The sequence below is a fragment of the Myroides sp. N17-2 genome, assembly GCF_002286775.1.
In the GTDB taxonomy this organism is placed as follows: Bacteria; Bacteroidota; Bacteroidia; order Flavobacteriales; family Flavobacteriaceae; genus Flavobacterium.
In genome coordinates, this window is record NZ_NSGJ01000004.1 from 102,798 (window position 1) to 124,984 (window position 22,187).

The 22,187-nt window shown below is 36.4% G+C and carries 23 protein-coding genes; all 23 read left to right on the plus strand.

The window, feature by feature from the left end; genetic code table 11:
* The first annotated feature begins 101 nt into the window (after positions 1-101).
* The 23 genes from CF599_RS02815 to trpC all read left to right on the plus strand — a co-directional run bounded on the left by CF599_RS02815 (position 102) and on the right by trpC (position 22,183).
* Positions 102-1,100 (plus strand): beta-ketoacyl-ACP synthase III, encoded by a 999-nt coding sequence (locus CF599_RS02815; RefSeq protein ID WP_121964524.1) that lies wholly within the window; start codon positions 102-104, stop codon positions 1,098-1,100.
* Between the two features lie 23 nt (positions 1,101-1,123).
* Complete coding sequence (gene accB / locus CF599_RS02820) at positions 1,124-1,600, plus strand: acetyl-CoA carboxylase biotin carboxyl carrier protein (protein WP_121964525.1); 477 nt, start codon at positions 1,124-1,126, stop codon at positions 1,598-1,600.
* Between the two features lie 71 nt (positions 1,601-1,671).
* Complete coding sequence (accC, locus tag CF599_RS02825) at positions 1,672-3,024, plus strand: acetyl-CoA carboxylase biotin carboxylase subunit (RefSeq protein ID WP_121964526.1); 1,353 nt, start codon at positions 1,672-1,674, stop codon at positions 3,022-3,024.
* A gap of 361 nt (positions 3,025-3,385) precedes the next feature.
* Complete coding sequence (locus CF599_RS02830; protein ID WP_121964527.1) at positions 3,386-3,586, plus strand: cold-shock protein; 201 nt, start codon at positions 3,386-3,388, stop codon at positions 3,584-3,586.
* 208 nt (positions 3,587-3,794) lie between these two features.
* Positions 3,795-4,160 carry an NADH-quinone oxidoreductase subunit A gene (locus CF599_RS02835; protein WP_121964528.1) on the plus strand — a complete coding sequence of 122 codons (366 nt, stop codon included), beginning with the start codon at positions 3,795-3,797 and terminating at the stop codon, positions 4,158-4,160.
* A gap of 14 nt (positions 4,161-4,174) precedes the next feature.
* On the plus strand, positions 4,175-4,726 hold the full coding sequence (locus CF599_RS02840; RefSeq protein WP_121964529.1) for an NADH-quinone oxidoreductase subunit B: 552 nt from the start codon (positions 4,175-4,177) through the stop codon (positions 4,724-4,726).
* A 1-nt stretch (position 4,727) separates the two neighbouring features.
* On the plus strand, positions 4,728-5,249 hold the full coding sequence (locus CF599_RS02845; RefSeq protein ID WP_121964530.1) for an NADH-quinone oxidoreductase subunit C: 522 nt from the start codon (positions 4,728-4,730) through the stop codon (positions 5,247-5,249).
* Between the two features lie 15 nt (positions 5,250-5,264).
* Positions 5,265-6,500 carry an NADH-quinone oxidoreductase subunit D gene (locus tag CF599_RS02850; RefSeq protein ID WP_121964531.1) on the plus strand — a complete coding sequence of 412 codons (1,236 nt, stop codon included), beginning with the start codon at positions 5,265-5,267 and terminating at the stop codon, positions 6,498-6,500.
* 4 nt (positions 6,501-6,504) lie between these two features.
* On the plus strand, positions 6,505-7,035 hold the full coding sequence (gene nuoE / locus CF599_RS02855; RefSeq protein ID WP_121964532.1) for an NAD(P)H-dependent oxidoreductase subunit E: 531 nt from the start codon (positions 6,505-6,507) through the stop codon (positions 7,033-7,035).
* 4 nt (positions 7,036-7,039) lie between these two features.
* Entirely contained in the window at positions 7,040-8,398 is a 1,359-nt protein-coding gene (nuoF, locus tag CF599_RS02860) for an NADH-quinone oxidoreductase subunit NuoF (RefSeq protein WP_121964533.1), read from the plus strand.
* Between the two features lie 41 nt (positions 8,399-8,439).
* Positions 8,440-9,465 (plus strand): 2Fe-2S iron-sulfur cluster-binding protein, encoded by a 1,026-nt coding sequence (locus tag CF599_RS02865; protein ID WP_121964534.1) that lies wholly within the window; start codon positions 8,440-8,442, stop codon positions 9,463-9,465.
* Positions 9,466-9,477: 12 nt separating this feature from the next.
* Positions 9,478-10,512: an NADH-quinone oxidoreductase subunit NuoH gene (gene nuoH / locus CF599_RS02870; RefSeq protein WP_121964535.1), complete on the plus strand. Its 1,035-nt coding sequence runs from the start codon at positions 9,478-9,480 to the stop codon at positions 10,510-10,512.
* 2 nt (positions 10,513-10,514) lie between these two features.
* Positions 10,515-11,060 (plus strand): NADH-quinone oxidoreductase subunit I, encoded by a 546-nt coding sequence (locus CF599_RS02875; RefSeq protein WP_121964536.1) that lies wholly within the window; start codon positions 10,515-10,517, stop codon positions 11,058-11,060.
* A 2-nt stretch (positions 11,061-11,062) separates the two neighbouring features.
* A complete protein-coding gene (locus tag CF599_RS02880) occupies positions 11,063-11,578 on the plus strand; it encodes an NADH-quinone oxidoreductase subunit J (RefSeq protein ID WP_121964537.1) in 516 nt (171 codons plus the stop codon).
* Between the two features lie 2 nt (positions 11,579-11,580).
* Positions 11,581-11,901 (plus strand): NADH-quinone oxidoreductase subunit NuoK, encoded by a 321-nt coding sequence (nuoK, locus tag CF599_RS02885; protein ID WP_006257701.1) that lies wholly within the window; start codon positions 11,581-11,583, stop codon positions 11,899-11,901.
* Positions 11,902-11,907: 6 nt separating this feature from the next.
* A complete protein-coding gene (gene nuoL, locus CF599_RS02890) occupies positions 11,908-13,797 on the plus strand; it encodes an NADH-quinone oxidoreductase subunit L (RefSeq protein WP_121964538.1) in 1,890 nt (629 codons plus the stop codon).
* Positions 13,798-13,806: 9 nt separating this feature from the next.
* Complete coding sequence (locus CF599_RS02895) at positions 13,807-15,240, plus strand: NuoM family protein (RefSeq protein ID WP_121964539.1); 1,434 nt, start codon at positions 13,807-13,809, stop codon at positions 15,238-15,240.
* A gap of 53 nt (positions 15,241-15,293) precedes the next feature.
* Positions 15,294-16,667, plus strand: a complete 1,374-nt coding sequence (locus tag CF599_RS02900) for an NADH-quinone oxidoreductase subunit N (RefSeq protein ID WP_121964540.1) — start codon at positions 15,294-15,296, stop codon at positions 16,665-16,667.
* Between the two features lie 550 nt (positions 16,668-17,217).
* Positions 17,218-18,183, plus strand: a complete 966-nt coding sequence (locus CF599_RS02905) for a carbohydrate kinase (protein ID WP_121964541.1) — start codon at positions 17,218-17,220, stop codon at positions 18,181-18,183.
* A 268-nt stretch (positions 18,184-18,451) separates the two neighbouring features.
* Positions 18,452-19,837, plus strand: a complete 1,386-nt coding sequence (locus CF599_RS02910; protein WP_121964542.1) for an anthranilate synthase component I family protein — start codon at positions 18,452-18,454, stop codon at positions 19,835-19,837.
* Positions 19,838-19,840: 3 nt separating this feature from the next.
* Positions 19,841-20,401: an aminodeoxychorismate/anthranilate synthase component II gene (locus tag CF599_RS02915; protein WP_121964543.1), complete on the plus strand. Its 561-nt coding sequence runs from the start codon at positions 19,841-19,843 to the stop codon at positions 20,399-20,401.
* Positions 20,402-20,405: 4 nt separating this feature from the next.
* A complete protein-coding gene (gene trpD / locus CF599_RS02920) occupies positions 20,406-21,398 on the plus strand; it encodes an anthranilate phosphoribosyltransferase (protein WP_121964624.1) in 993 nt (330 codons plus the stop codon).
* On the plus strand, positions 21,395-22,183 hold the full coding sequence (gene trpC / locus CF599_RS02925) for an indole-3-glycerol phosphate synthase TrpC (protein ID WP_121964544.1): 789 nt from the start codon (positions 21,395-21,397) through the stop codon (positions 22,181-22,183). Before trpD ends, trpC begins: the two co-directional genes overlap by 4 nt.
* Positions 22,184-22,187: the final 4 nt, after the last annotated feature.

The following is a 22,187-nucleotide window of genomic DNA, read 5'->3' on the forward strand; positions in this document are numbered from 1 at the left end:
CCAAAAAAAGTACTTTAGAGCACGAAAGAACCGTTAATTCGTTTTTTTTTTGTAATTTTCGCTTCTTTTTGGAATGTTTTTATAAAGTAAAGCAATACCATATGACAAAAATACACGCAGCCATTACAGCGATTGGATGTTACCTACCAGAAGACAAGTTGACAAATGTTGACTTAGAAAAATTGGTAGACACAAACGACGAATGGATAACGAGCCGCACAGGAATTAAAGAAAGAAGAATTCTTAAAAAACCTGGAGAAGGTGCTTCATATATGGCTATTAAAGCCGCAGAAGATTTATTACGCAAATCTGGTACAGATCCTAAGGATATAGACTGTGTAATATTATCAACAGCTACACCAGATATGCCTGTAGCGATTACAGGAGTGTATGTTGCCTCAAAAATTGGAGCAACAAATGCATTTTCATTTGATTTACAAGCAGCTTGTTCTAGCTTTTTATATGGTATGTCAGTAGCTTCTGCATATATAGAATCAGGTAGATATAAGAAAGTATTATTAATCGGGGCAGATAAGATGTCTTCGATTATTGATTATACTGACCGTGCTACTTGTATCATCTTTGGAGATGCAGCAGGAGCAGTTTTATTCGAACCTAATACTGAAGGTTACGGAGTACAAGACGAATACTTAAGAAGTGACGGCGTAGGTCGTGAGTTTTTAAAAATAGAAGCAGGTGGATCTATCCTACCAGCAAGTGCAGAAACAGTTGCAAACAAACAACACTACGTATTCCAAGATGGAAAAACAGTATTTAAATATGCTGTATCTAATATGGCTGACGTAAGTGAAAAAGTAATGCAACGCAACAATCTTACTCAAGAAGATGTGACTTGGTTAGCTGCACACCAAGCAAACAAACGAATCATCGATGCAACAGCTCACAGAATGGGATTAGATGATTCTAAGGTATTAATGAATATCGAAAGATACGGAAATACAACGTCTGCCACTTTACCATTACTACTTTGCGATTACGAAAAACAACTTAAAAAGGGTGATAATATTATTTTCGCTACTTTTGGAGGAGGTTTCACGTGGGGTGCAATGTACTTAAAGTGGGCGTACACAGCGAAATAAAAACAACTAACCAATACATAGGTATGGACATTAGAGAGATTCAAAACTTAATCAAGTTCGTAGCGAAATCAGGTGCTACAGAAGTAAAATTAGAAATGGATGATTTTAAAATCACCATCAAAACAACTGAGGCAGGTAATACTGAAACTACTTACATCCAACAAGTACCAGTAGCTCCAGCATTAACTCAAGCTCCAGTAGCTCAACAAGGTGTAGCTCCAGTAGCTGCAACAGAAACAGCTCCAAACGAAGATTCAAAATACATCACTGTAAAATCACCAATCATCGGTACATTCTACAGAAAACCAGCTCCAGATAAAGAACCATTCGCAGAAGTAGGTAAAACTATCAAAGCAGGAGATGTAGTTTGTGTAATCGAAGCAATGAAGTTATTCAACGAAATCGAATCTGAAATTTCTGGAAAAATCGTTAAGGTATTAGTTGACGATGCTTCTCCAGTAGAATTTGATCAACCATTATTCTTAGTTGATCCATCTTAAGAAATTTACAATACACCAATTTTACTTTCTAACGGAGTAAACACACTAAAGTTAAATTAAAGTTTCAAGAGATGTTTAAAAAAATATTAATCGCTAATAGAGGTGAAATTGCCCTACGTGTTATCAGAACATGTAAAGAAATGGGCATAAAAACTGTAGCAGTTTACTCTACTGCGGATGCAGATAGCTTACACGTACGCTTTGCGGACGAGGCTGTATGTATCGGACCCGCTCCAAGTAACTTATCTTATTTAAAGATTTCAAATATTATAGCTGCTGCTGAGATTACGAATGCAGATGCTATACACCCAGGATATGGATTCTTATCTGAGAATGCTAAATTCTCTAAAATCTGTCAAGAGCACGGTGTTAAATTCATCGGTGCTGGACCAGAGATGATCGAAAAAATGGGAGACAAAGCTACAGCTAAAGAAACAATGAAATTAGCTGGAGTACCAACTGTACCAGGATCTGAAGGACTACTAGAATCACTAGAACACGCTAAAAAAACAGCAAAAGCTATCGGTTACCCAGTAATGATGAAAGCAACTGCTGGTGGTGGTGGTAAAGGTATGCGTGAGATCTTCAAAGAAGACGAACTAGACAGAGCATGGGAAAGTGCACGTCAAGAAGCTTCTGCAGCATTTGGTAACGATGGTATGTATATGGAAAAACTTATCCTTGATCCACGTCACATCGAAATCCAGGTAGTTGGAGATTCATATGGTAAAGCTTGTCACCTTTCTGAGCGTGACTGTTCTATCCAAAGACGTCACCAAAAGTTAACTGAAGAAACACCATCTCCATTCATGACAGATGAATTGAGACAAAAAATGGGTGATGCTGCTGTAAAAGCTGCTGAATTCATTAAATATGAAGGTGCTGGTACTATCGAATTCTTAGTAGATAGAGATAGAAACTTCTACTTTATGGAAATGAATACTCGTATCCAAGTAGAACACCCAATAACAGAACAAGTAATTGATTATGATTTAATTAGAGAGCAAATCTTAGTTGCAGCTGGTACACCAATTTCTGGTAAAAACTATTTGCCTAAAATGCACTCTATAGAATGTCGTATCAATGCTGAGGATCCATTTAACGACTTCCGTCCATCTCCAGGTAGAATAACTACTCTACACACTCCAGGTGGTCACGGTGTACGTTTAGATACTCACGTTTATTCTGGATACTCTATTCCACCTAACTATGACTCTATGATTGCTAAATTGATCACTACTGCTCAAACTAGAGAAGAAGCGATTAATAAAATGAGAAGAGCATTAGACGAGTTTGTGATTGAAGGAATTAAAACGACAATACCATTCCACAGACAATTAATGGATGACCCAAACTACATTGCTGGTAATTATACAACAGCATTTATGGAAACATTTAAAATGAAACCATTAGAAGAGGTTTAATCCTAATTTCTTATACAAAAAGGCTATTCTACTAAAGTAGAATAGCCTTTTTTTTATTCTCTAATCACTTGTACAAATCATTCATTAACACCAATAACCTCGAAGGCTCATTGAATCTTAAAAACCATTAACTAACTGTATTACAGATAGCCTATAACACCCTTACAAGAAAATCATTTTTGTTAAAAAAGCTAAATAATCCAAAATCACCACTATACTTTTACAACTACATAAAGAGATTAGAAAGAAAACAAAGCTGAATGATTAAATAAAAGACAAAATTTAAAAAAAAGTCCAAAAAAACTGAGCTTAGTTCGAAACAAACATTATATTTGAAGATAATTTTATTTATTTCAATACAATGCATACAGGCGTAATTAAGTTCTTCAATGAAGACAAAGGATTTGGTTTCATCACTAATGAAGCTACAAAACAAGACATTTTTGTTCACATCACAGGTTTAAAATCTAAAAATGTAAACCAAGGAGATCACGTTTCTTACAACGAAGAAAAAGGTAAGAAAGGTATCATCGCAATCGATGTAGAAGTGATAGGAAATTAATTTATTTAATATAAATTTTCAATTGCTAAAAAAGCCATCCATGTCAAAATGGGTGGCTTTTTTTATTACAGATTCTTCTATTTATAATTAATCCAAATACATATTAAGCCAAACAAGACAAAGACTACAACACCTAGAGTTCCAAAACTTTGTAAAACGACCTCACGGGTGTATATTTGTATGTTGTATTAATATAAATACTTTACATATGCAGGCAAGTCAACTTGATTTTATCCCAATTCTGATGCAAATAGCTCTAGCAGCTGGTTTTGTATCGATGACTATTTGGGTATCTGGCAAATTAGGACCAAAGAAATCTACTAAGATTAAAGACAGTACTTGGGAATGTGGTTTAGAGTCACTGGGAAGTGCACGTATACCATTCAATGTAAAATATTTCCTTGTAGCTATATTATTCGTATTATTTGATGTTGAAGTAATTTTCCTATATCCATGGGCAGTTAACTTCCTTGAATTAGGATGGGATGGTTTACTTAAAATGGGAATATTTTTATTTGTGATTCTTATAGGGCTACTATATGAATTTAAGAAAAAAGGCCTTGAATGGGACTAATAAATTAGAGAGAGATGAGCGATAATAAATATAACACAGTAGAAGCTCCTGAAGGATATGTGGGAGAAGGATTCTTTGCTACTAAATTAAGTTCAGTAGTAGGATTAGCACGAGCAAATTCGATGTGGCCTCTTCCATTTGCAACGTCTTGTTGTGGAATTGAGTTCATGGCAACTATGGCAGCTACGTATGACGTAGCTCGTTTTGGTTCAGAGCGTATGAGTTTCTCACCAAGACAAGCTGATATGCTAATGGTTATGGGTACTATTTCTAAAAAAATGGCGCCTATCTTAAGACAAGTATATGAACAAATGGCTGAACCTAAGTGGGTAATCGCTGTTGGGGCATGTGCGTGTTCTGGGGGGATATTTGATACATATTCAGTATTACAGGGAATAGACAAAGTAATCCCCGTAGATGTTTATGTTCCAGGATGTCCACCAAGACCTGAGCAAATCTTAGATGGTGTTTTGCGCTTACAAGAGATCGTAAAATCAGAATCAGTTAACCGCAGAGGTTCTCAAGAATATGATGAATTATTAGATTCATACAACTTAAACAAATAGTATGGCTTTAGATAACACTACAATACAAAAGAAACTAATTGACACATTTGGTTTGTCAGTAAGTGAATTTCATGAACAACATGGGATGTTGTCATTTGAAGTTGCAGCTAATGCTACACATGATGTGCTTAAGTTCTTAAAAGAAGACGATGAAATGAATTTTAACTTCCTAACGGATGTTTGTGGAGTTCATTACGTTGACTTACCATCAGAAAAACAACTAGCAGTAGTCTATCACATGCACAACTGGATAGATAACGTTAGAATCCGCTTTAAGACTTTCTTAGATATTAAAAATCCAGTAGTTGATTCAGCTACAGATTTATTTAAAAGTTCTAACTGGCAAGAAAGAGAGACGTATGATTTTTATGGAATCATCTTTAAAAATCACCCTCAACTAAAGAGAATTTTAAATATGGACGAGATGGAATCTTTTCCATTGAGAAAAGAATTCCCTATGGAAGATGCTGGAAGAACAGACAAAGACGATAGATTCTTCGGAAGAACAGTTCATAATTCTTAACTTAAAGCAGTAACTATGTCAGACTTATTATTACCTCCTGAAAAGCGCTACGCTAAACTTATTGAAGACAAGTTTCAAGAAGACGGGACAGAATTACAAATATTAAACTTAGGTCCTACTCACCCTGCTACTCATGGTATTTTCCAAAACATCATTTTACTTGATGGAGAGAAAGTAGTAGAAGGAGAAGGTACTGTCGGATATATTCACAGAGCATTTGAGAAAATCGCTGAAAACAGACCTTTTTATCAAATCAATGTTCTAACAGATCGTTTAAACTACTGTTCATCTCCAATCAACAATACTGCTTGGTGGTTAACAGTAGAGAAAGCACTTGGTATTGAGATCCCTAAAAGAGTACAATACTTACGTGTAATCGTAATGGAGCTTGCTCGTATTGCTGACCACATCATTTGTAGTTCAGTTATGGGAGTTGATACAGGAGCCTTAACAGGTTTCTTATACGTATTCCAATACAGAGAAAAAATATATGAAATCTTCGAAGAAATTAGTGGTGCACGTTTAACTACTAATATGGGAAGAATAGGAGGATTCGAAAGAGAATGGTCACCTAAAGTATTCCAACTTATCGAAGAATTTTTAAAAGAGTTCCCTCCTATTTGGTCTGAATTTGAAGGTCTACTTACTCGTAATAGAATCTTCATGGACAGAACAATCAATGTAGGTGGTATCTCTGCTGAAGAGGCTATCAACTTCGGATTTACAGGACCTAACTTAAGAGCTGCAGGTGTTGACTACGATGTACGTGTAGCTACACCATATTGTTCTTACGAAGACTTTGATTTCGAAATTCCAGTAGGTACAAGCGGAGACTGTTACGACAGATTCTGTGTACGTAATGCTGAAATATGGGAAAGTTTAAAAATTATTAGACAAGCTTTAGATAAGATGCCAGAAGGTCCTTATCATGCAGATGTTCCAGATTACTACCTTCCTCCAAAAGAAGATGTATATACAAATATGGAAGCGCTTATTTACCACTTTAAAATTATCATGGGAGAAGTACCTGTACCTGTTACAGAACTATATCACCCAGTAGAAGCTGGTAATGGAGAATTAGGTTTCTACTTAATCACTGATGGTAGTAGAACTCCTTATCGTTTACACTTTAGAAGACCTTGTTTTATCATCTACCAAGCGTACAATGACATCGTAAAAGGTGGTATGCTATCAGATGCAATTATCACACTGTCGAGTATGAATATTATCGCAGGAGAATTAGACGCTTAAGACTATGGAAGTAAAAAAATACAAACAAGACATAAACATCACACCAGAGTTGCAACAACGCATTGATGAGTTGATTAGCCACTACCCTGCTGATAAAAGAAAATCGGCCTTATTACCAGTGTTACATGAAGTACAAGATGCTCATGACAACTGGCTAAGTGCTGAGTTAATGAATAAAGTAGCTGAAATATTAGACATAACACCTATCGAGGTATATGAGGTGGTTACATTCTACACAATGTATAACCAAAAACCAGTAGGTAAGTATATGTTCGAATTCTGCTTAACATCATGCTGTGGTATCAGAGGTGCTGATGATATGATGGAATATGCTTGTGAAAAACTTGGAGTAAAACCTGGAGAGACAACACCTGATGGTATGTTCTCTGTAGTAGGTGTTCAATGTTTAGGTGCTTGTGGATATGCTCCTATGATGCAATTAGGGGATTTCTATAAAGAACACTTAACAAGAGAAAAAATAGATAAAATCATCGAAGATTGTAAAGCTGGTAATGTAATTCTTCACGACAAATAGTAATATGGCAACAAAAATATTATTAGATAAAATCAATATTCCAGGGATTAAGTCTTACGAGGTTTATCGCCAAAATGGTGGTTATGCTTCAGTAGAAAAGGCTCTTAAATCTATGACTCCTGATGAAATAACAGAAGAAGTAAAAGCTTCTGGTCTAAGAGGTCGTGGAGGTGCAGGATTCCCTGTTGGATTAAAATGGAGTTTCATCGATAAAAAGTCTGGCAAACCAAGACACTTAGTTTGCAATGCTGATGAATCTGAACCAGGTACTTTTAAAGACCGTTTCTTAATGGAACATATTCCTCACTTATTAATTGAGGGAATGATTGCATCAAGTTTCGCTTTAGGGGCTAACCTATCTTACATCTATATTCGTGGAGAATATATGTGGGTATTTAAAATCTTAGAAAGAGCTATTAAAGAAGCGTATGCTGCTGGATGGCTTGGTAAAAATATATTAGGAACAGACTACTCGTTAGATTTACATGTGCACTGTGGTGCAGGAGCGTATATCTGTGGTGAAGAGACTGCTCTAATCGAATCACTGGAAGGTAAAAGAGGTAACCCTCGTATTAAACCACCATTCCCTGCTATCAGTGGATTATGGGGTAATCCTACAGTGGTAAATAACGTAGAGTCTATCGCTAACGTGCCTTGGATCATTAATAACTCAGGAGAAGCTTACTCAAAGCTTGGGTTAGGTAGATCTGCTGGTACAAAGCTAATCTCAGCTTCAGGTCATATCAAAAAACCAGGAGTATATGAGATAGAGATGGGAATCACTGTACATGAATTTATCAACTCTGATGAATACTGTGGTGGTATGATTGATGATCGCCCAATCAAAGCATTAGTACCTGGAGGTTCTTCAGTGCCAATCTTACCAGAACATTTAATCTACAAAACAGCTAATGGAGAAGATCGTCTGATGACATACGAATCACTATCTGATGGAGGTTTTGAAACAGGTTCTATGTTAGGTTCTGGAGGTTTCATCGTATATAATGATACTGCTTGTATCGTTAGAAACACTTGGAATTTCGCTCGTTTCTATGCTCATGAGAGCTGTGGACAGTGTTCACCATGCCGTGAAGGTACAGGATGGATGGAAAAAGTATTACACCGTATCGAAACAGGTAATGGTACTATGGATGATATCGACCTATTATGGAACATCCAAAGTAACATAGAAGGGAATACAATCTGTCCTTTAGGAGATGCTGCTGCTTGGCCAGTTGCTGCTGCTATCAGACATTTTAGAGAAGAATTTGAATATCACGTTTTATACCCAGAGAAAGTTAAGAACAGAGACCATTACGTCAACGAACCTTTCTCAGCAGTAAAACACTTGATCAATAAATAATATACGCTGACTATATATTCAGCTTAAACAAAGCACAGTTTATGAAAGTTACTATAGACGGACATGAAATAGAAGTAGAACCAGGAACATCCATTCTACAAGCGGCAAGAATGATAGGTGGCGAATCAGTACCTCCAGCGATGTGCTACTATTCTAAATTAGAAGGCACAGGAGGTAAATGTAGAGCTTGTTTAGTAGAAGTTTCTAAAGGAAGTGAAGCTGATCCACGCCCAATGCCTAAACTTATGGCTTCTTGTAAAACAGGAGTTATGGAAGGTATGGAAGTGAAAAGTATTACTTCGCCTAAAGTACTTGAAGCACGTAAAGCAGTTACTGAGTTTTTATTAATCAATCACCCTCTTGACTGTCCAGTATGTGACCAAGCTGGTGAATGTGACTTACAGAACCTTGCCTTTACTCACGGTAAAGAACAAAAAAGATTTAAAGAAGAAAAGAGAACATTCGCTCCAGAAAATATCGGAGAGAATATCCAACTTCACATGAATCGTTGTATCCTTTGTTACCGATGTGTAAAAACTGCTGAACAACTTACAGATAGCCGAGTACATGGTGTATGTGGACGTGGAGATCACGCACAAATATCAACTTACATCTCTGCTGCCATAGATAATGAATTCTCAGGAAACATGATTGACGTATGTCCTGTTGGGGCTCTAACAGATAAGACATTCCGTTTCAAATCACGTGTTTGGTTTAATAAACCATATAATGCACACAGAGACTGTCCTACATGTTCAGGAAAAACTACAGTATGGATGTTCGGAGAAGAAATTCAAAGAGTTACTGCTCGTAAAGATGAATTCCACGAAGTAGAGGAATTTATCTGCAACAGCTGTCGTTTTGATCACAAAGACACAAAAGATTGGGTTATAGAAGGACCTCGTAAATTCGAGAAATTCTCAGTTATCAATCAAAATAACTACACTAGAAAATTAGATACAGTAGTTATGAAGACTGAAAAACAAATCTTAGAAGGTCGTGAGCAAGATCGCTTAAAGATTAGTATGAAGGAGATTCCTTTTACAGATAACGAATCAAAAGAATAAAACGGCATAAGTATGGATAAAACTATTATTATAGATAAAGCAGTTATTATTGTAGTTGTGTTTGCAGTTACAATGCTTATGGCGATGTATGCTACTCTTGCTGAACGTAAGATTGCTGCTTGGATACAAGACCGTATAGGTCCAAACCGTGCAGGTAAAGGTGGTTTACTACAACCTTTAGCAGATGGTTTAAAATTATTTGCAAAAGAAGAAACTCAACCAAATACACCGAATAAATTCTTATTCAAATTTGGTCCTTTCCTTGCAATGACATTAGCACTTATGACAAGTGCTGTGATTCCATGGGGAGATAAGTTTCATTTATTTGGAAGAGATATAATTCTTCAAGCAGCTGACTTAAATGTTGGTCTGCTATACATAATCGCAGTACTTTCTGTTGGAGTTTACGGTATTATGATCGGAGCTTGGGCTTCTAATAATAAGTATTCTCTAATGAGTGGTATTCGTGCAGCTTCTCAGATGATCTCTTACGAGATTGCGATGGGGCTTTCATTAATAGGTCTTCTATTAATGACACAAACACTAAGTATGCGCGAAATAGCATTACAACAAGCAGGAATGAACTGGAACGTATTCTACCAACCAGTTGGTTTCTTAATCTTTTTGATTTGTTCTTTTGCTGAGACTAACCGTGCACCATTCGATTTAGCAGAATGTGAGCAAGAGCTTATCGGAGGATTCCACACAGAATATTCTTCTATGAAAATGGGATTCTTCTTATTCGCTGAGTATGCTAACTTATTCATTTCATCTACTATCATCGCTGTTCTATACTTCGGAGCGTATAACTATCCTGGTATGTCATGGGCAGTAGAAAATTGGGGTGTGAATATCGCAAACGTAATCGGTATTTTTGCTTTATTTATTAAGATCTGTTTCTTCATATTCGTTTATATGTGGGTACGTTGGACTTTACCACGTTTCCGTTATGACCAATTGATGAACTTAGGGTGGAAATCATTAATTCCACTTGCATTGTTAAATTTAGTGGTTACAGCTATTGTAATCCTACTTATAAAAGGTTAGGCATGTCGACAAATACTTACTCATTATCAGGAAGAAAAAAGGAAGTTTCTAATAAGACACTTACTTGGACTGAGAAGATCTACTTAGTAGCTATCTTCAAAGGAATGATGGTTACTTTAAAACACATGTTTAAAAAGAAAGTAACGATCGCTTATCCAGAAAAAACAAGACCATTCAGTGATGTATATCGTGGTAAACACACGTTAATGCGTGATGACGAAGGAAGAGAGCGTTGTACAGCTTGTGGTTTATGTGCTTTATCTTGTCCTGCAGAAGCTATCTCAATGAAAGCAGCAGAACGTACAGCAGATGAAATGCACTTATATCGCGAAGAGAAATATGCAGAGATATATGAAATCAATATGTTGCGTTGTATATTTTGTGGTTTATGTGAAGAGGCTTGTCCAAAACAAGCTATCTACTTGACTAAATCTAAACAAATAGCTAAAGCTGATACTTCTCGTGATAGCTTTATCTTCGGAAAAGACAAATTAGTTATGCCTCTTGATGCGGCAATTGCAAATACGAAACAACAGAATCAAGCTTAATCATGGTAGAAATATTATTTTATATCCTTTCGACTATTACACTCGGGAGTGCAGTCCTTACCCTATTGAGCAAGAATCCTATCCATAGTGCACTATGGTTAGTTGTTAGTTTCTTTTCAATAGCTGGTCACTATATCCTTTTGAACTCTCAGTTCTTAGGTATGGTACACATCATGGTATATTCAGGAGCAATTATGATCTTAATGTTATTTACGATCATGTTAATGAACCTTAATATTAGCCACGAGGTCTCTAAGCCACTTATTACTAAAGTAGTTGCTACTATAGCATTCTGTTTAGTAGGTTTATTGTTACTTTCTATTACTATGCGTGGAGCTCAAACTTACGAATTGCAATATGCAAATCACGGTCAAGACTTCCAATCTGTACAAGTATTAGGTAAAGTATTATTAAATGAATACGTAATGCCTTTCGAAATGGTATCAGTTCTATTATTGTTAGCAATGATAGGTGCTGTACTAATCTCTAAAAAGGACAAAACCGATAAAGAAGCATAATTATGGAGAATGTAATTGAAATAATTGGTATTGACAGATACATTTACCTATCGATCATCTTATTCTGCATCGGGGTATTTGGTATTCTATATAGACGTAACGCAATTGTGATGTTTATGTGTATTGAGATTATGTTGAACTCAGCTAATATGTTATTAGTAGCGTTCTCAACTTATCATCAGGATGCACAAGGACAGGTATTCGTATTCTTTACTATGGCAGTAGCCGCGGCAGAAGTAGCTGTAGGTCTTGCTATCCTAGTAACGATATACAGAAATATTGGATCAATTGATATTGATAAATTAAAAAACTTAAAAGGATAATTCCGCATGGATACGAACGTAATTTTACTTTTATTATTGGCTCCTCTAGTAGGGTCACTAATCAATATTTTCTTCGGAAAGAAATTAGGTAATAGTGCTGGAATGATTGCTACCCTTGCAGTTTTAGTTTCATTCATTATTACAATAATTGCATTTGTACAAGTAAATGGTACAAATGAACCGATACAAGTTGACTTGTTTAACTGGATCGCTACAGAGAGATTTAATATCTCTTTTGGATTCTTACTTGATCAGCTTTCTTTATTATGGCTATTATTTGTAACAGGTATTGGTACACTGATACACTGGTACTCTACTAGCTATATGAAAGGCGATGAGAACTATGGAAAGTTCTTTGCTTACCTTAACCTATTTATCTTCTTTATGGTGGTATTAGTGACAGGTAGCAACCTTCTTATCACGTTCATCGGATGGGAAGGAGTTGGACTATGTTCATACTTACTGATCGGATTCTGGCATAAGAACCAATCTTACAATGACGCAGCTAAGAAAGCCTTCATCATGAACCGTATAGGGGATTTAGGGTTCTTAGTAGGTGTATTTATCTTAGCTTTCTTATTCCAGTCATTAGATTATATGACTATTAAACAAGCTATTTTAAGTGGAACTAACTACCAAGTGAATACTTGGATTGGATTTGCTGCATTAGCGTTATTCATTGGTGCTGTTGGTAAGAGTGCTCAGATTCCATTATACACATGGTTACCAGATGCGATGGCAGGACCAACTCCTGTGTCTGCATTAATCCATGCTGCTACAATGGTTACAGCAGGTATCTTCTTAATCACAAGACTTAACTTCGTATTTGACCTTGCACCACAAGTGCAAAACATCATTGCTATCGTAGGAGCATTCACTGCTCTATTCGCAGCAACGATTGGTCTAGTACAAAACGACATCAAAAAAGTATTAGCTTACTCTACAGTATCTCAATTGGGATTAATGTTTATGGCTATCGGTTTTGGTGCTTATGAGATAGCAGTATTCCACGTAATCACACACGCTTTCTTTAAAGCATGTTTATTCCTTGGTTCTGGATCGGTAATTCACGCAATGGGTGGAGAACAAGATATGCGTAGAATGGGTGGTTTACAGCCATTCATGAAGGTAACTTATCTTACATTCTTAGTTGCTACTTTAGCTATATCTGGATTCCCTCTAATGTCAGGTTTCTTCTCTAAGGACGAAATCTTATTGACTGCTTTTAATCACAATATCGTTCTTTACGTTATTGCTTCATTAGCGTCTATTATGACAGCATTCTATATGTTCCGTTTATTCTTCTTAACATTCAAAAAGAACTTTAGAGGAACACAAGAACAAAAGAATCACTTACACGAAAGCCCATCTTCGATGACTACACCATTAGTGATCTTAGCTGTTCTTTCTATCTTCGGTGGATTAATCAGCTTACCTAATGGGTACTCTTGGTTAAACGAATTTTTAAAACCTGTTATTGTAAATACAGTAACTAAGCATACTCACGCCTTAGGTATTTTAGAATACTCTTTAATGGGAGTAGCTACTATCGGATTCATCATCGGACTATACTTAGCTTATAATAAATATATCCAAAAAGGTGAAGTACCTCAAGAAGACGACAAAATCGTTGGTTTCCACAAAGTACTTTATAACAAATACTACATCGATGAGATTTATCAAAAAGCCTTTATCAACCCTATATACACTCTTGCGACATTCTTAAGAGACGTAGTAGAAGTAGCATTATCTGGAACTATATTTGGTTTAGGAAAGATAGCAGACGGATTATCATTACAAGGTAAAAAAGCGCAAAACGGTAACATCGGATTGTACTTATTCGCTTTCGTATTCGGAATTTGTTTGATTTTATATTATTTATTCATTGCAAGATAACTTAGAGAGATGAACGTAACTATATTATTATTAACGTTATTAGTCGGAGCTATTGCGACTTACTTTGCAGGTAAACAATCTGCTGCTAAAGTTGCTTTGTTATTTGGACTAGTTGCTTTTGTAGAGACTTTAGTTTTAATCTGTTCACATAATTCTGGAGTTGACACAGGATATGTAACGCAATGGATGACTAACCCTAATATTCACATTGCTTTTAGAGCAGATGGATTAGGTTTAGCTTTAGTTTTATTAACAACAGCATTAACTCCAGTGATTATACTAACATCACTAGGAGATCACATAGAGAAATCTAATACATTCTATGCCTTAGTAATGTTTATGTCATTCGCGATGACAGGAACATTCTTAGCATCAGATGGATTCTTATATTACATCTTCTGGGAGTTATCATTACTACCGATATACTTTATTGCATTATTATGGGGGAATGACACTTTCGAAGCACGTAAAAAAGCTATTTTCAAGTTCTTTATTTACACATTCGCAGGTTCACTGTTTATGTTAGTTGGGTTCATATACCTATACCAACGTGCAGGAAGCTTTATGCTTTTAGACCTGTATAATGTACAATTATCATCTAAAGAACAGTATTGGATATTCTTATCATTCTTTATTGCTTATGCGATTAAGATTCCAGTATTCCCATTCCACACTTGGCAGGCATCTACGTATGAGAAAGCTCCTACAGTAGGTACTATGTTATTAGCAGGTATTATGCTTAAAATGGGATTATACTCTATCATCCGTTGGCAATTGCCTATTTCGCCTATCGCTGCGAAAGAAGTAATGCCTACTATCTTAGTATTGTGTATCATCGGTGTGGTATATGGTTCTATCGTAGCTTTAAAACAGTCGAATATCAAAAGATTCTTTGCATATTCTTCATTAGCTCACGTTGGACTTATCGCTGCAGGTGCATATTCATTGACTTTAGACGGATTAAGAGGAGCAGTATTACAGATGATTGCACACGGTTTTGTAATCGTAGGCTTATTCTACGTTGCCGACATTATCTATAAGCGTTACCAAACTAGAATGATTGGTGAAATGGGAGGTATTAGACAACAAGCGCCTAAGTTTGCATCACTATTTATGATTATGATGTTTGCATCTATCGGTCTTCCTGGTACATTCAGTTTTATCGGAGAGTTTAATCTACTTTTAGGATTATCTCAAGTTAATATTTGGTATGCTATCGTAGGAGGTACATCTATTATTTTAGGTGCGTTCTATATGCTTAGAATGTTCCAAAAATCAATGTTAGGAGAAACTAATGCAAAACCTTTTGCTGATGTATCTACTAAAGAAGCAGTAGTATTAGGTGTATTAGCAGTAGCTGTAATATTCTTCGGTATATTCCCTCAGCCTTTATCTGACTTAATCACACCTAGTTTGATTGAGATAATGACTTATATTAAGTAATAAAATAGTAAGGAGTCAGTACAACTGATGAATTTAATTCCAAAATAGAACAAATGAATACATTAATAGCAATTGGAGTATTAGCGGTCTTAGTCCTTGTACTAGAGATCATCAATTTGCGCAAAGTAGTCATTCCTGTGACTCTTTTAGGGCTACTTGGTACCCTTGCATACACAGTATGTAATATTGATGTGTCTCTAGCATATTATAATAATATGTTTTATAGCACTAAATTTACTACCGCTTTTTCAGCCTTATTTATCGCCTTAACTATATTCTTAGTAGCATTAAGTAAAGACTTTTATAAAACAGAATTTTCTAAGATATCAGATTATATCTCACTGAAGTTATTCTTACTAATGGGAGCCATTTGTATGGTAAGCTTTGGTAATATGGCTATGTTCTTCTTAGGTCTTGAGATTCTATCTATCACATTATATATTTTATGTGGTTCAGATCGCAAGAACATTAAGAGTAACGAAGCAGCTATGAAGTACTTCCTTTTAGGATCCTTTGCTTCAGGAGTAGTATTATTCGGTATCGCGCTAGTATATGGAGCTACAGGTTCTTTTGACTTAGCTAAGATTCAAGAAATATCTACATCGGCTTCATTACCTATCTGGTATTCTTTAGGGGTAACAATGATCATCATTGGTATGTTATTTAAAGTAGCAGCAGTGCCATTCCACTTCTGGGCACCAGATGTATATCAAGGAGCACCTAGTTTAACTACAGCTCTAATGAGCACATTAGTTAAAGTAGCAGCAGTGGCAACACTATACAGAATCAGTATCTTCTTATTCGGAGGATTACCTGGATCATTCATTAACGTTATCGTTGTAGTAGCGATCTTAACAATGACAGTAGGTAATATTATGGCTATTCGCCAAGATAATATGAAGCGTCTACTAGCATACTCAGGTATCTCACACGCCGGTTTTATGCTGATGGCTCTTACAGCATTAGGTTCTGCATCTGCTAACCTGTTCTACTACGCATCAGCTTATGCTGTAGCTGGTATAGCAGCATTTACAGTACTTATCGCAGTAACAAAGAATAAAGACAACGAACTAATCTCTAACTTTAAAGGATTAGGGAAGAAAAACCCTCTACTAGCACTTGTGTTATCTATAGCATTACTATCTATGGGAGGTATTCCTATCTTCGCAGGGTTCTTTGGTAAGTTCTTCCTTTTCCAACAAGCGATTAGCAATGGATTTATAGCCTTAGTAATCTTCGGGGTGATTAACTCATTCATAAGTATCTATTACTACCTTAAAGTGATTGTAACAATGTACACAGCGACAGAAGAAGAAACTGTAAGCATCGAAGTACCACTAGCGTATAAAATAGTAGGAGTTACAGCAGTAGCAATCAATATCATCATCGGACTATGTCCATCGATCCTATTGAATCTATTCAATTAGAACAAATATATTACAACTCAATACCCAAAAGCTGGTCTTAAACTTTTAAGACCAGCTTTTTTTTGTGCCTATAACTAAGGTACGGCCTATAAGTATCCTACTTTTAATAGTGATTAACATTCATATGATAGCATACTGTTCCCCTAATGCTAGGCAGGTGATAGGCTGTTTTTAGTCCTTTTAAGCCGACCATATGCCCATCAACAGCCGACCACCTGCCGACCACCACTTTTAAATCGGTAATAATCAACAAATTTAAAATCACTATAACAATCTTCTGAAACTATATAATCACACTAAAAAACAATGAGAACATACTTCCTAAAAAACACTACTACCTACTTATACCATACTTTTTATATCTTAAAAAAGGATACACTAAAGACACATGCACAACATTATAAATACTACGCTTAACAACACAACTATACTTATCTACTAATTATCAACAACAAAAACACAACAAAATGATTATTTATCACGTTATTTAACATCATCAAAGATTTTCGTATCTTAGTGAAGTCAAATTATTTATTAATAATAAAGCTATATGTTAGATAATACTCAGAAGCCTTTAGTAGTGTGTTTTGGTGAAGTACTGTGGGATATTTTCCCTACGTATAAGAAGATTGGTGGCGCTCCTCTTAATGTCACTTATCACCTGCATAAGATGAATATTGATTCACATATCATTACGAAACTAGGTAATGATGACTTGGGTCAAAAGATAATCGCAAGACTTAAAGAGGTCAAAGCAGATATAGATCATATACAAATAGACCCTGCTCAAAAAACAGGAACAGTCTTCGCTACATTCGATGACAGAAATGAAGCGAGCTATGAGTTTCTAAAGAATAGTGCTTGGGACTTCATAGACTTTAAACAAGAAGATTATGATCTAGTTGCTAAATCAGATGCATTTGTATTCGGGACATTAGCAAGTAGAACACCACATTCCCGCGAGACATTACACAAACTACTCGAAGCAGCTAAGTATAAAGTCTACGATGTTAACTTTAGACCTCCGCACTATGAGATATCATTTGTAGAAGAACTAATGCATAAGGCGGATTTATTAAAGATGAATAAATTCGAACTTAAAGAAATCTTAGAGCATATTGATAAGCCATACACAACAGAAGAAGACGCTGTCAGATATATCCAAGATCACTTTAAATGTGATGAGATTATAGTTTCTAAAGGAAGTAAAGGAGGTATCTATCTAGATAAAGAAATGTTATACACCTTCCCTGCTGTAGATATTGTTATTAGAGATACAGTAGGAAGTGGCGATTCTTACTTAGCAGGATTCTTATCTGCTAAACTATTAAGAGAAACACCAACAGGAATACTTAAGAAAGCAGCTTCACTAGGAGCCTTCGTAACTTCACATTCAGGAGCTAATCCGGAGTATGAAATGGAAGATTTCGAGATATTCTATTGTGATACGATATTCGAGGATGAACAAATCACGTGCAAAAACATATTACAATCACCTGAAAACACTAGTAAATAGACTAAAAAACATATTTTTATAAAAAAAAGTGTAACGCATTAAAAAAAATTATACTTTAGCAACATAACAAAATACGCAAAATGAATACTCAATTTTTAAATACTAATTGGTGGTGGCTTACTAAATCCTTACAGGGTTCGGTTGGTCGTACGATGTATTTAAATTGCGGTATATTATAGATAGATTATATACACATTATATATACACTAAGCCTGCTAGGATCCCCTAGCAGGCTTTTTTTATTCCCTAAACTCAAATATAATTCCTTATGAAACTACAGATAACCCACAAAAAAATACTTGGAGACTTATATACTCCGATAGAAATTTACCTTAAGCTTAGAGATAAATTCTCAAATAGCTTTTTACTAGAGAACTCAAGTAATCACTCGAGAGAGAACAGCTGTTCATACATCTGTTTTGACCCGATTATGTCATTCATCGTAGAAGCGGAGACTACAACAGTACAAGATTTAAAGGAAACAAAAACACATGATACTACTTCTATCAATGTCCTTGAACAATTACAACTCTTCATTGATAATATACAGGTAGATAATGCTACAGCACCTGACTTTATCAAGGCAGGGGTTTATGGCTACACGAGTTATGACAGCATCCCGCTTCTACACGATATCGCTTTTAAGCCTGCAGATATAGCCTTGCCTCTAATGCAATATCACTTCTTTAAATACATTTTAGTCTATGATCATTATAAGAATGAATTGCACTTAGTAGAACATACACTACCTACTGAAGATAGCCAATTAGATAAGATACACAGCTACCTCAACACGAATAGCATTACTCCTTATCCCTTTAAGACCACTAATGAGCCAACTACACCTTATACAGATGAGGAGTTCTTAGAGATAATCAAACAAGGAAAAGAGCACTGCTACCGAGGAGATGTATTCCAATTAGTGCTGTCTCGTAAGTATAAACAAGGATTTACAGGTGACGAGTTTAACGTATATAGAGCCTTGCGCTCGATCAACCCCTCTCCTTACCTATTCTTCTTTGACTACGGATCGTTTAAATTATTTGGATCTTCTCCTGAGGCACAGGTAGTCGTTAAGGATGATAAGGCGTATGTCAATCCGATAGCAGGAACATTTAGAAAAACAGAGGACAAAAGACAGAATGAGCTACTAACAGAGCAACTTCTAAATGATCCAAAAGAAAATGCGGAACACGTAATGTTAGTCGACCTAGCTCGTAACGACTTAAGTATAACAGGAAAAGACGTAACAGTAGAAGACTATAAATCAGTAGAACAATACTCTCACGTCATTCACTTAGTCTCTAAAGTAAGTGCTGTGATAAAAATGAAACGAGATGGACTAGCCGTATTTAAAAACACCTTTCCTGCAGGTACATTATCAGGAGCGCCTAAGCATAAAGCGATGGAACTTATCGATAAGTACGAGCCAGAGAATAGAGGTTTTTATGGTGGTACAGTCGGATTTATCAATCTCGATGGAGGCATTAACCACGCCATCTTTATCCGCTCTGCTCTAAGCTATCAAAACGAGATACACTACCAAGCAGGATGTGGTATAGTGACCAAATCAGATAATCTGTCTGAACTAAAAGAAATAGAAAACAAACTAGGTGCGATGACTCTTGCCATTAGTCAAGCCCAAAATATATAAGCTATGAAAGTATTAGTAATCGATAACTATGACTCGTTTATTTATAATGTGATTCACATCCTTAAAGAGCTCGGAATAGAGACTGTCGATGTGGTAAAGAACGACAAGGTAGACCTATCTCAGATAGATAGGTATGACAAGATCATCTTATCACCAGGTCCAGGTATCCCATCAGAAGCGGGCAAACTAATGGAGGTCATCGCTCATGTTGCTGCTCATAAAGATATCTTAGGGATCTGTCTAGGTCATCAGGCTTTAGGAGAGTATTACGGTCATCAGTTGAAGTGTCTAGAGACTCCCCTACACGGCATCTCTTTTCCTATCATACTAGCAGAGCGAGATACCTTGTTTGATGACGTACCTGATCGCTCCCCTATCGCACATTATCACTCGTGGGTAATCGAAGAGAATGACAGCCCACTAGCAGTCACAGCTTACGATGATCAGCAGAACATTATGGCTATCAAGCACCGTACACTAAACATAAGAGGGGTTCAGTTTCACCCAGAGTCGATCCTTACCACTTATGGTAAAGAGATTATTAAGAATTGGATTAAAAACTAACGTTATGAAAGAGATATTAAATCACCTGATACAACATAAAACACTGACTACTGACCAAGCCAAGTCTATCGTAATCAATATGGCGAATGACAAATATACGGATGCACAAATGGCTTCCCTATTGACAACATTCATTATGAGACCCATTACTTTAGACGAATTAAGAGGATTCAGAGAGGGATTATTAGAACTAGCCAATAAAGTAGATCTATCAGCCTATAACCCAATGGATCTATGCGGTACAGGAGGAGATGGTAAAGACACTTTTAATATATCTACGCTATCGTCTTTCGTCACAGCAGGGGCAGGCATCCCTGTAGCCAAACACGGTAACTATGGTGTATCGTCTATCTCCGGATCTTCGAGTGTGATGGAGACTCTTGGTATTCCGTTTAAGAGCACAGAAACTGAGTTAAAGATACAGTTAGGGGAGGCGAATATATGTTTCTTACACGCACCCTTATTTCACCCTGCGATGAAGCGAATCGCTCCAGTGCGAAAAGCTCTTGGAGTCAAGACGTTCTTTAATATGCTAGGCCCACTGACTAATCCAGCTCAGCCTAAAGTACAGCTAGTAGGTCTGTTTAACCTAGAGTTACTGCGTATGTATAAGTACTTCTTACAGGCTGAGAATACACAGTACAGCATCATCCACGCCTTAGACGGATATGATGAGTGTAGTCTGACCAAGTCTGCGAAGCTTGTAAATAATAAAGAAGAGAAATTAATAGACGCTTCTTACTTCAATAGCCCAGTACTACATCCCGAAGATATTAAGGGAGGAAAGACAGTAGAGGAGTCTGCCTATATCTTTTGGCAAATCCTGAAAGGGCAAGGTACTTCTGCTCAGAATGACGTAGTCCTTGCTAACAGTGCATTAGCCATTAATACCTACTACCCTGAACTAAGCATTTTAGAAGCAAAAGAAAGAGCAAAAGAATCGCTATTAGGTGGAAAAGCAAAAGAGAAGTTTGAGATATTAAAAGAGATACGATGAAAATACTAGAACAAATAAAAGCACATAAGCTAATCGAAATAGAACAACGCAAGGCTATAAAGAGCATTACTGACCTGAGAAATTCTCCTTTATACAGCAGAACGCCTATTGACTATAAATCAGCTATACTAGCGAAGAATAATAGAGCTATCATTGCTGAGTTTAAGAGACAGTCACCTTCTAAGGGAATCATCCATCCTAATGCAGACATTCACAGCATCGTGAAAGGATATGAGGCTGCAGGAGCTTCTGCATTATCTATATTAAATGACAGTCACTTCTTCGGTGCCCTAGCTACAGACTTCTCTGACGCTAGAGCAACGGTAAACTTGCCTTTATTACAGAAAGACTTTATCCTAGACGAATACCAACTAGAAGAAGCGAAATCTATCGGAGCAGATGCTATTCTCCTAATCGCAAAGATACTTCCTGTAGAGCGTGTGAAGAAACTAGCAGATTACGCACATCAGTTGGGTTTACAAGTACTGTTAGAGACACATACAGAACAGGAGATAACAGATCACCTGCACACAGAGTTTGACCTTATCGGGATCAATAACCGTGATCTAAATACATTCGAAGTGAATATACAGCACAGCATTGCCTTAGCTAATCTACTACCTCAGCAGGCTGTGAAGATAGCAGAAAGCGGAATACAAGATGCAGCTACTTTATTAGAATTGGCTAACAACGGATTTGCAGGGTTCTTAATGGGAGAATACTTTATGAAACACGCTAATCCTCCTGAGCAATTACGCTTATTACAAGAGGAGATAAAAAGATAAGTGA